This is a genomic window from Collinsella sp. AF31-11, assembly GCF_003475605.1.
Classification (GTDB): Bacteria; Actinomycetota; Coriobacteriia; order Coriobacteriales; family Coriobacteriaceae; genus Collinsella.
Genome location: NZ_QRQS01000013.1, coordinates 61,231 through 74,322, shown reverse-complemented (window position 1 = coordinate 74,322; position 13,092 = coordinate 61,231). Strand labels below are relative to the sequence as shown.

Annotated in this window: 12 protein-coding genes and 1 pseudogene; 3 read left to right on the top strand and 10 right to left on the bottom strand. The window is 61.5% G+C overall.

The genetic code is table 11. From position 1 onward, the window contains the following. Nucleotides 1–591: 591 nt before the first annotated feature. From DWZ22_RS08925 to DWZ22_RS10505, 7 genes and pseudogenes are all read right to left on the bottom strand, one after another. On the bottom strand, nt 592–1,413 hold the full coding sequence (locus tag DWZ22_RS08925; RefSeq protein ID WP_118405942.1) for an HAD family hydrolase: 822 nt from the start codon (nt 1,411–1,413) through the stop codon (nt 592–594). A 183-nt stretch (nt 1,414–1,596) separates the two neighbouring features. Further along, nucleotides 1,597–2,832 (bottom strand): MFS transporter, encoded by a 1,236-nt coding sequence (locus tag DWZ22_RS08920; protein ID WP_158573320.1) that lies wholly within the window; start codon nt 2,830–2,832, stop codon nt 1,597–1,599. Between the two features lie 265 nt (nt 2,833–3,097). Further along, a complete protein-coding gene (gene mobB, locus DWZ22_RS10625) occupies nt 3,098–4,402 on the bottom strand; it encodes a molybdopterin-guanine dinucleotide biosynthesis protein B (RefSeq protein ID WP_118405940.1) in 1,305 nt (434 codons plus the stop codon). Between the two features lie 109 nt (nt 4,403–4,511). Continuing rightward, nucleotides 4,512–4,592 (bottom strand): annotated as a pseudogene (locus DWZ22_RS10520) (hypothetical protein); the annotation flags it as partial. Beyond that, on the bottom strand, nt 4,589–4,852 hold the full coding sequence (locus tag DWZ22_RS10515) for a hypothetical protein (RefSeq protein WP_233546482.1): 264 nt from the start codon (nt 4,850–4,852) through the stop codon (nt 4,589–4,591). The pseudogene DWZ22_RS10520 and the gene DWZ22_RS10515, both read right to left, overlap by 4 nt. 70 nt (nt 4,853–4,922) lie before the next feature. Continuing rightward, complete coding sequence (locus DWZ22_RS10510; RefSeq protein WP_233540337.1) at nt 4,923–5,261, bottom strand: radical SAM protein; 339 nt, start codon at nt 5,259–5,261, stop codon at nt 4,923–4,925. Continuing rightward, nucleotides 5,252–5,458, bottom strand: a complete 207-nt coding sequence (locus DWZ22_RS10505) for a hypothetical protein (protein WP_233505222.1) — start codon at nt 5,456–5,458, stop codon at nt 5,252–5,254. Before DWZ22_RS10505 ends, DWZ22_RS10510 begins: the two co-directional genes overlap by 10 nt. A gap of 267 nt (nt 5,459–5,725) precedes the next feature. Here DWZ22_RS10505 and DWZ22_RS08905 point away from each other — a divergent pair, with 267 nt between their 5' ends. From DWZ22_RS08905 to DWZ22_RS08895, 3 genes are all read left to right on the top strand, one after another. Next, nucleotides 5,726–7,072: an MATE family efflux transporter gene (locus tag DWZ22_RS08905; RefSeq protein ID WP_117734659.1), complete on the top strand. Its 1,347-nt coding sequence runs from the start codon at nt 5,726–5,728 to the stop codon at nt 7,070–7,072. 74 nt (nt 7,073–7,146) lie between these two features. Beyond that, nucleotides 7,147–7,647 (top strand): helix-turn-helix domain-containing protein, encoded by a 501-nt coding sequence (locus DWZ22_RS08900; protein WP_118405939.1) that lies wholly within the window; start codon nt 7,147–7,149, stop codon nt 7,645–7,647. Between the two features lie 27 nt (nt 7,648–7,674). Next, the gene (locus DWZ22_RS08895) at nt 7,675–7,995 is read left to right on the top strand and encodes a hypothetical protein (protein ID WP_118405938.1); all 321 of its coding nucleotides are present in this window, start codon (nt 7,675–7,677) and stop codon (nt 7,993–7,995) included. A 67-nt stretch (nt 7,996–8,062) separates the two neighbouring features. Here the strand turns inward: DWZ22_RS08895 and ligA are convergent, their stop codons facing one another. From ligA to DWZ22_RS08880, 3 genes are all read right to left on the bottom strand, one after another. Beyond that, on the bottom strand, nt 8,063–10,291 hold the full coding sequence (ligA, locus tag DWZ22_RS08890) for an NAD-dependent DNA ligase LigA (protein ID WP_117798989.1): 2,229 nt from the start codon (nt 10,289–10,291) through the stop codon (nt 8,063–8,065). A gap of 448 nt (nt 10,292–10,739) precedes the next feature. Further along, nucleotides 10,740–12,209 carry a S1C family serine protease gene (locus DWZ22_RS08885; RefSeq protein ID WP_118405937.1) on the bottom strand — a complete coding sequence of 490 codons (1,470 nt, stop codon included), beginning with the start codon at nt 12,207–12,209 and terminating at the stop codon, nt 10,740–10,742. A gap of 207 nt (nt 12,210–12,416) precedes the next feature. Next, nucleotides 12,417–13,079, bottom strand: a complete 663-nt coding sequence (locus DWZ22_RS08880; protein WP_006234733.1) for a response regulator transcription factor — start codon at nt 13,077–13,079, stop codon at nt 12,417–12,419. Between the last annotated feature and the right edge of the window lie 13 nt (nt 13,080–13,092).

Below are 13,092 nucleotides of genomic sequence, written 5' to 3'. Positions count from 1 at the left end.
CTCGGCCGACTATATTTGGCTAAAATAATCCGACGCTAACACCTCCTCCCAAAAAAGGCCGCGATCTTGCTCTTTCACGATCAAACTTGAGCGCGCAACCTATAATTGCTCGCGCTCGATATGCATATTATTACTCATTGTTTAAACAACGAAAAGTCCGACTCTTACATTTTCTTTTTCTCAAAGTCTTATTTCTTGACATTTGTTCAAATTATGCAGTGTTTTGGGTGTGTTTCGCAGTTGCGAAACTGCAGGTAGATTTATTGGCAGATCTGGATAAATGACACTTTGTTGTTATTTGTACAACATTTTGTTCTAACCCACTCGGTCTGCGAACGGTCGATATTTGCCCGTAAGCGGTAGCCCATTTACCTGCCAGGATAACCTATCAACTAGATAGTCAATTCCCATGCAGCTAATGTCAACGATAACATGTTCATACATCTACTCTTGAATACTGCCGCTTGTTCCCCGCGTCAATTCACCTCGGCACAAAAAAGCGCCCCGGCAATCGGTTGCCGGGGCGCCCGATCGAACCACCACAAAGGTGTCACTGTCCCCTTCGTGGTGGTTTTGGTCCAACGCACAGTGCTACAGCAGATGCTCCTCGATAAAGATCGCGACGCCGTCTTCGTCGTTGCTCGCGGTCACATAGTCGGCGGCGGCGCGGGTGGCATCGCTGCCGTTTGCCATGGTCACGCCCACGCCGGCGTCGGCCACCATGCAGGTATCGTTATCGGCATCGCCAAACACGCAGATGTTCTGGAGCTCCATGTCGTTGAGCTCCGCCACGCGCACAAGGCCGCGCGTCTTGGACACGCGCGGGTCCATGAACTCGTAGAGCCGCTGCGTGGTTTGCAGAGCCGCCGCCTTGACGGTGCTATCGGCAAACGTCGACGCCCGCTCAATCACCCGCGGCATTACCTCGGGTGCCATGGTAAACATCACCTTGGGCTGCGGTTCGCGCAAGAACTCGGCAAAATCGACCACCTTGTAGGGCACGCCGTCGACACGCGACAGGTGTTCGACGCACGCGTTGCTCTCGGGCACGTAGAACACGCCGTCTCGGGGGCAGACGGGCGTTGCCGGAAGGTCCGCCATGTGCTTGCAGATGCGCGCGATGGTCTCGCCCGGCAGCGGATAGCTCAGCTCGTTGATGTCGTGTGCGCGGTCGATGACCTCGGCGCCACCGCAGCCCACCAGCACGTCCACCAGGCCTTCGATGCCCCAGAGCTCGTACATGACCTCGGTCGCGTGGGCGTCGCGCCCGGTGCACAGGCCAAAGAGCACGCCGCGCTCGCGCAGGGCGCGGACCGCCGCCACGGTGCGCGGGGACACCGTGTGCTCGCTCGTGAGCAGCGTGCCGTCGATATCGCAGAACACGGCTTTGATGTGGCTGAAGGTGGTGTCCATGGGGGCCTTTCTGGGTTGTGCGGCGGTGTGGGGTGTATTCGTGAACGGCGTACATGGTATACCAAGGCACAGGCGCGGCCCGTCAAAGCAAAAACCACCACAAAGGTGCCTGGCCCCTTTGTGGTGGAAATGACGTTTGCCCAGATAAAACCTGCCAAAATAAACCTGTCCCTTTTTGGCAGGTTAGCGGTCCAAATGCTTGTGTCCAAAGAGCAGCAGCGCCGCGGGAACTGCCGTTACGACCAGGCCCGCGCCTACGAGTGTCTGCTGCACGCCAAATGTTGCTGCCAGCCACGGAGCAATCGCCAGCGGGGCCACGCCGGCGAACATGTTGCCAAAGCCCATGACCGAGTTAACGCGGCCGAGCTGATCGAGCGGAGCCGTCGTTTGCACGATGGTGTTGTGGAGCGGATTGACGACACCCCAGGCAACGCCAAGGGCGATCTGACCGATGAGGGCCACGCCCACGTACGGCGTGCCTACGTAAAGCAGGCTTCCCAGGCCTACGGACATAAGCGCCACGAGCAGCGTTTTAAGGCTGACGAGGCGTGACGGCATGCGGAGCGCGACCACGGCGCCCAGCACCGCGCCCACGCCGGAAGCCGACGATAGCCAGCCCATCCACTCGACGCCGACGTGCAGGACGTCGCGATAGAAGAACGACTCCAGCGGATCGAAGGCACCGTAGCCAAAGTTCGAAAGGAAGACAATGCAGAAAAGTAGCGCGAGGACGCTGTTGGTGAAGACCGTCTTGATGCTGGCCGCGAAGGTGGTGCGGGCGGACGTGTTGGGGTTGGAGCTTTGGCCCGCGTGCCCGGCGATGCGGCCTTCCCTCGGCTTAAAGCCCCAGCCGGCGATGAGCGCCAGCACGATAAACAGCATCATAAGCACAAACACCGCGCGCGACGATGCGGCCGCCGCAAGAAAGCCGCCCAGCGTGGGGCCAACGATAATGCTCACGTTAGAGAACATGGTGATGGCGGAGTTGATGTCCTTGAGCTCGACGGGGTCGTCGGTGAGGTAGGCCGGATAGGATGTGGCGATGGGCTGAGCGAATCCCATCACAAAGCCCAGGAGCACCGCGCCGGCAAGGACTGTTTCGGTCGCGCTGCCAAAGGCGATGATTGCCGTGCCAGTTGCCAGCGCGCCGACGATACTCAGCAAGAAATGGCGGCGCGGACCCCAGGCGTCGAGCGCCGCACCGCCCGCAAAGGACCCCAGGATCACGAAGACGTTCATAAACAGGACGGCCAGCGACGTCGCGACGACCGAAGCGCCGTCCGCATAGGTAAGTGTTCCGATGACGCCGATAAAGTAGCTGGTTTGGAAGCCGGTGTAGATGAGAAAGCGCATCGCCACCAGGCGCTTGGCCTGCACGGACAGCGATGACTGAGGCTTTGAGAAAAGAGAGGCGAGCATGAAGACTCCTTGTTTCATACGAATGCGGACGGTGGGCATTCGCCACCGTCTGTCAAATCAATCTATCCGCATGAAACATTAAGGACGCATCAAGCCCCTTCTCTCCGTTTTTCGCCCGTCATGAACTACTTGGTAGATTGTAAGACATGTCCCACACATCTACCAAAGCAAAAACCACCACAAAGGTGCCTGTCCCCTTTGTGGTGGAAATGACGTTTGCCCAGATAAAACCTGTCAGAATAAACCTGTCCCTTTTTGGCAGGTTTTAGGCCAGATGGTCCTGAATCAGGTCGCAGATGGCTCGGGCGTCGTTGATGTTGATGGCTCGGGTTGCAAAGCCCGCATCGAAGGCCTGACGCGCCAGGGCCTCGTTGCAGGCGAGCGCCAGCGTGCGGCCGTCGACCAGGTCGAGCGAGCTCTTGCCGCGCAGGCGATCGACGCCGGAGCGCGCGACCACGATGTTGTCGAAGCCCTCGGTCTTGTAGCCCTCGATGATCACCACGTCAACATCGCCGTAGCGCAACAGCAGCTCGCGCGCGGGCATCTCGTCCTCCTCGCGCGTATCGGCATACTCCGCCCAGCGCGTGGCGCAGATGAGCCCCACGTGCTTGGATCCGGCCTGGTGATGGCGCCACGTATCCTTAGCGGGAACATCGATATCAAAGCCATGATGCCCGTGATGCTTGAGCGAGCCCACGCGCAGGCCGCGGCGGGTGAGCTCGGCGATAACCTTCTCGACGAGCGTGGTCTTGCCCGAGTTCTGGTAGCCGATAAATGCGATCGCGGGGACGGCCGGGGCCGGAACTGCGGACGCGATGGCAACGGATGCGCTCGCGGGTGCGGCACCGTCGGCGGTCACGGACTCAACAGCAGCGGCCTGACGCTCGGCGCGATCCCACACGCCCGAGTGGCCGCCTTCCTTGTGCAGCAGGCGTACGTCGACGATCTCCATGCCGCGGTCGACGGCCTTGCACATGTCGTAGATGGTCAGGCACGCGGCGCTCACGCCAGTCAGGGCCTCCATCTCAATACCGGTCTTGCCCGTCACACCGGCTGTGACCAGCACGTGAAAGCCGACCTGCCCGTCTGCGCGTGACGGCGCCCAGCCCTCGGGCACGTCCTCGACGGGCGTCCCCGCCGGCGCGATAGGCTCGATATCGCACTTACTCTTGGTAACGAGCAGCGGATGGCACATGGGGATGATGTCACTCGTGCGCTTGATGGCCATGATGCCCGCTACGCGCGCGCAGGCAAGCACATCGCCCTTTTTGGCGCGATCCTGCAGCACCATGGCCTGCGTCTCGGGATGCATGAGGATGGTGCCCTCGGCGATGGCGATGCGATGGGTCTCGGCCTTGTCGGACACGTCGACCATACGAACCTCGCCCTTGGCATCCACATGCGTTAGCTCGTCGCGGCGGGCGTCGCGAGCGGGCTCGGCAGCAGCGCCGGCAGACGGCTGTGCGGTCGCGTCGGCGTTGCCAGCATTCGCCGCAGCCGTGACTTTGTGGGCAGACATCGCGGCCCTGCGAGCGGCCTTGGTGGCATCGGCGTACCTGCTCTTGGCCATATGATCCTCCTCCGATTTGGGACATAAATCGTTGCGTGCCCTCAATTATCGCGTGTTCCTGCGGTTTGTGGGCCACGGCATCGCGCCAAATCGAAAGCACCTGCATATCATCACCACGGCGCAGCGCCTCACGCACCGAATACTCGGCATCGCCGAACAGGCACGGACGCACGTTGCCGTCGGCCGTCAGGCGCAGGCGGTTGCAGCTCGCGCAAAATGGTTGGACATGGCGCTGATAAAGCCGACCGTTCCCGCCGCACCCGGAAAGCGCCAATAGCGCGCGGGACCCGTGCCGGCAGGAGCGTCGGTGATGTCGAGCGGCTCGAGCTCGCCCAGGCCCACCGTGGCGGCCCCGCATTGACGCGCGCCCGTAGCTCGTCGCTCGGCACGGTGTCGCTCGCATCCCACAGCGCCGGATTGAGCGTGGGCGCATGAGGGTCCACGGCGCAATGAGAGCTCGTACGCTCGTCGCCGATGGGCATGTATTCGATGAAGCGCAGGTGAATGGGACGGTCGACGGTCAGGCGCGCGAGGGCCGCCACATCTTGGTTGAGCCTGCGCACAACAACGCAGTTGACCTTGACGGGCTCAAAGCCCCAGGCCAGCGCCGCGTCGATGCCGGCCATGGTCTGCTCGAGCCGGCCCAAGCGGGTGATCTCTTCAAACAGCACGGGTCGAGCGTATCGAGTGAAATGTTGACGCGGTTAAGCCCGGCGTCTTTGAGCTGCGGCGCCAGCTTGGGCAGCAGGGCGCCATTGGTGGTAAGCGAGATGTCCTCGATCTGCGGAATCGCGCGGATGTCGCGAATGAGCGGGATGATACGGCGGCCGACCAGCGGCTCGCCACCCGTCAGGCGCACGCGGCGAATGCCTCCCCCGCCACCAGGCGCACAAAGCGGGCGATTTCCTCGGCGCTGAGCAGCTCGTCGTGCACGCGGGGCGCCACGCCTTCGGCCGGCATGCAGTAAATACAGCGGAAATTGCACTTGTCGGTAACGGCAATGCGCAGGTAGTTGATATCGCGGCCAAAGCCGTCATGTTGCACGTGCCCGTCCACGCAGCCCTCCCCTCACGCTGGTCTTTATTCTTTAGGGAATATAGTACCGCACGGGAAGAATAGGTCGACATGCGTACGACACGACGCAGGGCAAATGGCGTTTTCTAGCGTGAACTCGACATGGTTCAACGCACCTGCATTCAATTGGAAATGCCTACGCACGCAACTTTTTCGCCCGGTCCTCAACTCAAACCTTGACTCTACACTCGTTGTAGGGTTTTCACTACACTGGTAGCTAAACGACCCAAGCCAGAAAGTGCCCCGCCCATGGAACACGACCTCACACGCGGCAATGTCCTTAAGACCATTGCGGTCTTTGCCCTGCCCTATATGCTCTCGTACTTTTTGCAGATGCTCTACGGCATGGCCGACCTGTACATGATGGGACAGTTTAGCGGCGCGGCCGGCATCACCGCCGTGGGCAATGGCGCGCAGACGCTCTATATCATTACCGTGACGCTCGTGGGCCTGGCCATGGGAACGACAGTCATCGTCGGCCACGCCGTGGGTTCGCGCCGCTTTGACCGCGCCGAGGCCGCCATCGGCAACACCATCACGCTCTTTATGGGCGTCTCGGTGGTGCTGGCCGCCGTCTTGTTTGCGCTGTGCCCGCAGATCGTGGCGCTCATTGGCACGCCGGCCGAGGCGGTCGAAGGCACCGCTGCCTACCTGCGCATCTGCTTTGTCGGCATTCCGTTTATCGCCGCGTACAACATCCTCTCGGCCATCTTTCGCGGCCTGGGCGATTCGCGCTCGCCCATGTACGTGATCGGCGTGGCGTGCATCATCAACATCGCGCTCGATTTTTTGTTTATCGGCCACATGGGACTCGGCCCCGTGGGCGCGGCACTCGGCACGGTAACCGCCCAGACGGCAAGCGTTGCCCTCGCGCTCGTGTGGCTCAAGAGCCGCCGCACGCACATTCACCTCAAGCGCAGCGACCTGCGTCCCCAGCCCGAGGTGCTCAGCAGCATTCTTAAGATCGGCGTGCCCGTGGCCGTGCAGGACGGCTGCATCCAGGTGGCGTTTATGTTCATCACCGTCATCGCCAACCACCGAGGGCTCGTCGACGCCGCCGCCGTGGGCTTGGTCGAAAAGATGATCAGTTTTTTGTTTATCGTGCCGAGTTCCATGGGCGCCACCGTCAGCGCGCTCACGGCGCAAAACGCCGGCGCGGGCAAGGGCGACCGCGCGCGTCAGGTGCTCAAAGATGCCATGACCATCTCGGTGATATATGGCTGCCTGATCACGGTGCTGATGTGGCTGGTGGCACCGGCGTTTCTCGGCTTTTTTGCCAAGGACGCCGCGGTCGTTGCGGCCGGCACCGGCTATATGCGCAGTTATATTTTTGACGCGATCTTTGCCGGCATCCACATTTGCTTTAGCGGTTTTTTCGCTGCGTATGGCAAGAGCTACATCGGCTTTGCGCACAACGTGCTGGCAGTGGTGCTCATTCGCGTGCCCGGCGCGTGGCTGCTGTCGAACGCCTACTCCGACACGCTGTTCCCCATGGGCATCGCCTCGCCGTGCGGGTCGATTCTGTCGGTGATTATTTGCGTGGTGGCATTTACCGTACTCAACCGTCGCGGAGCTTTTGACAAGCTGATGGCGTAGCGGCTCGTTCGTGTCATACGACGGCCGCGCTGCATGGCCCCAGCGTTCCCCCGCCCACCGAAAGGAGCGGTCCCATGACCGACACGCCAACTGAACATACCGAGGGCCTGCTCCGCATTGGCGAAGTGGCGCGCATGTTTAACCTGAGCGTGGGCACGCTGCGCCATTACGAGCAGATGGGCTTGCTGGACCCGGCGCACATCGATCCGGCGAGCGGGTACCGCTACTACGGATCACGGCAGCTCTCCACCCTTAACACCATCAGCCACCTGCGCGTTCTCGACTTGCCGCTCGCACAAATCCGTGAGTTTGTGACCACGCGCGATGTGAACCTTATGCAGCGGCAGCTGGCTCAGCAGCAGGAGCTCATCGAACGCAAGCGCCGCGAACTGGAGCGCGTGTCGCGCAAGATTGACAACCGGCTTACCCTGCTTCACGATGCCTTGAACACCGAGCTCGATACCATTTGCGCAATCGATGCACCCGAGCTTCGCTGCGCCGTGCTGCGCGAACGCGTCAACCCCACCGACGCCTATGCGCTGGAGTGGCAGATTCGTCAACTGCAGAAGGGGTAGCACGAGACCTTTGTCTTTCTGGGCAACTTGGGCGTCGGGATTGGCGCCGAGCGCCTCGCCGCCGGTGATTTTGATGGCTACGACGAGGTCTGTCTGATGCTCGATGACACCGATGATTACTTGGGTGACGTTGAGACGCGACCTGCCGCGCACTGCCTGACCATAAGCTTCCGCGGCACGCACGGGCAAGCAGCCCCACGCTACGAGCGGTTGCTCGGCTATATGCACGAGCACGGCATAGTACCCGCCGGCTCCTCGCGCGAGATCGCCTTGATCGATGACATTATCAGCGACGACCCAGCAACCTACGTGACGCAGATCACGGTGCCCGTTACTGCGGCCGAATAAAAACCTCCCGGATAGCATCGGACCATCCGGGAGGCTCTTCAATTTGATTAATTTGGCTATCGGCGCCTTAAGCCTGGGGCACCTCACCAGTCGCAAGAATCTGCTCGAGTGCGTCCTCATCCAATACAGGCACGCCCAGCTGCTCGGCTTTGGTGAGCTTGGAGCCCGCTTTGGGGCCGGCGACCAGATAGCTCGTCTTCTTTGACACGCTGCCCGAAACCTTGGCGCCGAGCACCTTGAGCGCCGCGCCCGCCTCGTCGCGGGTGCGGTTGACGAGCGTGCCGGTGAGCACGAAGGTCAGACCCGCAAGCGGCTGTGCGTCAGCAAGCTCACCCGCCACGCCAGCGTCGGCTGCGGCCTGCGCGTGCGCGGCGCCCAAGTCGACCTCGAGCGACAGGCCCGCCTGGCGCAGGCGCTCCAACACGGCAAGGTTCTCGGGCACGGCCAGGAACTGCTTGACGCTTGCCGCAATCTTGGGACCGATGCCCTCGCACTCGGCGATGTCCTCTTCGCTTGCCAAGATGAGCTTGTCAATCGACAGGAATCGTTCGGCGATGACCTCGCCCACACTCTTGCCCACGTGGCGGATACCCAGGGCAAACAGTACGCGACCGAGCGGCTGGCTCTTGGACTTGTTGAGCTCGGCGATGATTTTCTCGGCCGTCTTGAGGCCCACCGGGATGGGGTCACCCTTCTTGACGCCCTTTTTGCTGTTGGAGCTGGCATACACGCGACCCGTGTCTAGGCCGGCGATGTCGTCGACCGTGAGCTGGTAGAAGTCGGCGACATCGTGGATCAGGCCAGCAGCGATCATCTTGTCGACGATCTCGTCGCCCAGGCCGTCCACGTCCATGCAGCCGCGGCTCACCCAGTGGAGCAGGCGCTCCTTGAGCTGCGCCGGGCAGTCGATGGACACGCAGCGATATGCCACCTCGCCATCCTCGTGGACCACGGGGCTGCCGCACACGGGACAGACCTCTGGCATGTGCCAGTCGACCGAATCGGCCGGGCGTTTGTCGAGCACCGGCCCCACGACCTCGGGAATCACGTCGCCCGCCTTGTGCACGATGATGGTATCGCCCTCGCGCACGTTTTTGCGGCGAATCTCGTCGATGTTGTGCAGCGTGGCGCGCGCGATGGTGGAACCGGCGACCGTCACCGGGTTGAACTCGGCGACCGGCGTGAGTACGCCGGTGCGACCAACCTGGATTCGAATCTCGCGCAGGATGGTCTGCTTTTCCTCGGGCGGGAACTTAAAGGCAATGGCCCAGCGCGGTGCGCGGGCGGTAAAACCTAGGTCGAGCTGCTGCTGGAAGCTGTCAACCTTTACGACCACGCCGTCGATGTCGTAGTCCAGGTCGCCGCGGTGCTCGAGCGCCTGGGCACAGAACTCGTGGACCTCGGCCGGCGTGGCGCAACGAGCCACGTTGGGGTTGACGCTAAAGCCGGCGTTGCGCAGCCAGTCGAGAAATTCGCGCTGGCTGTGGACGTGCAACGGGTCGGTATCGGCAATGGCATAGATAAAGGTGGCCAAGTCGCGACGCGCCGTGACCTTGGGGTCTTTTTGGCGCAAGGATCCTGCAGCGGCGTTGCGCGGGTTGGCGAAGGGGTCGCGGCCCTCGGCATCGGCCTCTTCATTCAGACGCACAAAGCTGCCTTTGGGCATATAGACCTCGCCGCGTACCTCAATGGTGCGCTCGCGGTCGGCGCCCATGTGGGCGAGCGCCGGCTCGGACAGGTGCATGGGCACATCCTTGATGGTACGGACGTTGAGCGATACGTCCTCGCCCGTGGTGCCATCGCCACGTGTGGCCGCGCGCACAAAGGTGCCGTTTTGATAGGTAAGCGCCACGCCCAGACCGTCGATCTTAAGCTCGCAGGTATAGGTGACGCTGCCGGCACCGAGCGCATCCTCGGTGCGTTGGAGCCATGCGTCGAGCTCGTCCAGATCCATGGCATCGTCCATGGAATACATGCGCGCCATGTGCGTTACCGGCGTAAACTGCTCGCTCACGTAGCCGCCCACGCGCTGGGTATAGCTGTCGGGCGTCACCAGGTCAGGATAGGCCGCCTCGATCTCCTGCAGCTCAACGAGCATTTTGTCAAAGGCGGCGTCCGTGATCTCGGGCGCATCGAGCATGTAGTAGCGATAGGCATGGTAGTCGAGCTCGTGGCGCAGCTCGGCCGCGCGTGTTGCCGCTTGGGCACGGGCATCGGTCGGTGCGGTGGCTTCCGCGGTCGTGGGCGTTTCGGTATCGATGTCCACGCCGTCACCAAACAGGCTCGATTGCTCCATAGCGGCACTCCTTCGCTCGATTTCAAACGGATACTAGAGTACCACCGGTCGCAATGAGGCCGAATAGCGGTCTCGAACCGCACCGAATCGGCAGCCGCCAGACTGGGGTGGACAGTTAGTTCAGATACGTATAAATCCTAGAGCTGGATCAGGCACGAACACCCCTGTTTCAACTAATTTGGGCTCCCTGAGACCATGTAAACGTCCCGCTCTCCCTCCCAAACGCCCATTCAAGCCCCATCCCAATCAAAAATTGCTCAAAACGCATCCCAAGCTGCCCCAGATTTATACGTATCTGAACTAACTGTCCAGGCCATTCCGAACCAAGTCTCTTACCAGCCACAAGTGATCCGTTTTCCTCGTCCCCAAGGGATCATCGCGAAAAGAGGGGGCTGCCCCGCGTTGGCGGGACAGCCCCCTCTGGCTTCGATATGTGTGGAGTGGCTCGTTAGTAACCCTGACCGTAGCCCTGGCCCTGGCCCTGGCCCTGCTGGCCTAGCAGCTCCTCCAGGTACTGGCGCAGCTGTTCGTCGGTAATACCGCCGTTGCCGGTGTCGGTCGCGCTGTCGTCCTGCTGCTGGTTCTGCAGCTCCTCGTCGGAGCCCAGTTCAACCGTGACCTTCTTCTCTTCCTTGCCGCGCATGAGCGTGATCTCGACCTTCTCGCCCACCTCGTGGCTGCGCAGTGCGATGATCAGGCCATCGGCGCTCGTGATCTCGTCGTCGCCCAGCTTGGTGATGACATCGCCCTCCTGAATGCCGGCCTTGGCAGCAGGACCATCCTCAACGACGCTCGCCACATACGCGCCGCTATCGGTGCTCAGCTTGTTGGTGCGGGCGTTGAGCGCGTTGACGCTCGAAAGCGTAGCGCCCATGTACGGATGCACCGGCGTCTTGCCGTCGATGATCTGGTCGGCAATGTTCTTGGCATAGTTGACCGGAATGGCAAAGCCCACGCCCGAGCTGGAGCCCGAATAGCTCTCGATGAGCGAGTTGATACCCACAAGCTCACCATTGTCGTTGACGAGCGCGCCGCCGGAGTTGCCCGGGTTGATAGCGGCGTCGGTCTGAATCATGTTGGCATAGATGGTATTGCCGCTGGTAGAGCTCATGGCCGTGGAGCGATACAGTGCCGACACGATACCCGTGGAGACAGACTGTTCGTTGCCAAACGGCGAACCGATCGCCATGACCCACTCGCCCACGTTGAGCTTGGAGGAGTCGCCGATCTCGATCGGGGTGAGCTTGGAGGCATCGGCATCCTTGAGCTTGATGACGGCGAGGTCGCTCGAGGCATCGTTGCCCACGAACTCGGCCTCATAGGTGGTGCCGTCGTCCATGGTCACCACGTACTGGTCGTAACCATCGACCACGTGGTTGTTGGTGAGGATGTGGCCCTCGGTATCGAGCACCACGCCCGAACCGACGCTGCCCGAGCTATCCGACTCGTCGGCAGACTGCGAAAGCGAGCCATTCTGGCTACCGCTCGAAGTGGCGGCGATGGAAACGACGGAGGGCAGGGCCTTAGCAGAGACGGCCTCGGCCAGCGTGGTGTCCTCGGAGTCGATGGTGATCTTTTGCGTCGATGAACCCGAAGCACCCGCCGTCACGGCATTCTTACCGCCACCAATATCGAGCGTGCCACTCATAATGAGTGCGATGACCAGCAAGGCTCCGCAGGCACAACCGGCAAGCGCCGTAATAAAGATCGGCAGCTTTTTGGTCTTGGTCTTGACCACCGTGTGCTTGTTTACAACCTGCTGGCCGCCCAGCGGCTTGCCGGTCTGCGTGTCGTAGGCCTGCACGTAGGGAATGTTGTTGCCGTCGGCAGGCGTCGACTCCACCTGTACGCGCGGCTGCTGCTGAGTCTCGCCGGCGTTGCCCGCATCCTGGGGACGCTGGGGATCGTTCTCGTTCATGCTGCAATCCTTTCGTCAAATAACCAAAGGCCCGCCAAACATGTGGCGGGCCATCATTGTTCACGTTGAGTTGTACCCCAATATGTGGGCGAACGTGTATGAGAACGAAATCTTTTAGGAAGGTTTAAGTTCTGTTGCAGACCCGAAAGGGACCCCCACCTGTGGCAAAGCCACCACAAAGGCGCCTGTCCCCTTTGTGGTGGAAATCTAGTCCTTAAACAGATAGCCCACGCCGCGGACGGTGGTGATGTGTGCCGCGATCTGCGGGCCCACCTTGGAGCGGATGCGTCGGATATGCACGTCGACAGTACGCGTACCGCCGCAGTACTCAAAGCCCCACACGCGGTGCAGCAGCACCTCGCGGCTGTAGGCGCGGTTGGGGTGCGTGGCCAAAAAGCTCAGCAGCGAGTACTCCATCAGCGTCAGGTCGATGGGCTCGTTATCGAGCGTCACCTGGTAGGTAGCCAGGTTGATCTCGAGGTTGTCGATGTTGAGTACATCGTCGGCGGTGACGGTCTCCTCCTCGCCCATCAGGCGCTGCGCACGAGCCTTGAGCTCGTTGGGCGTCGCCGTGGGGCATACAAAGTCGGCATGCGCGTGATTGGGCAGGCGCAGGGTGCCGAGCGCCTCGTCGTCGACGATCACCAACATGGGAACGCCACCGCGATCGTCAAGCCACTTGGCAATCTGATCGATGCGGTCGCTGCGGATGCCATCAGAATCGAGGATCAGCAGGTCAAAGTCGTGCGCCGCAGTCGGCGAATCGGGGGTGGCCAGGCTCACCTCGACACCCAGGGTGGTCGTCAAGCTGCGGGCAAACTCGTGAAAGCGCGTCGTGCGCGCCATGAACAGGGCACTCTTTTCGGACATATCGGCCTCCAAG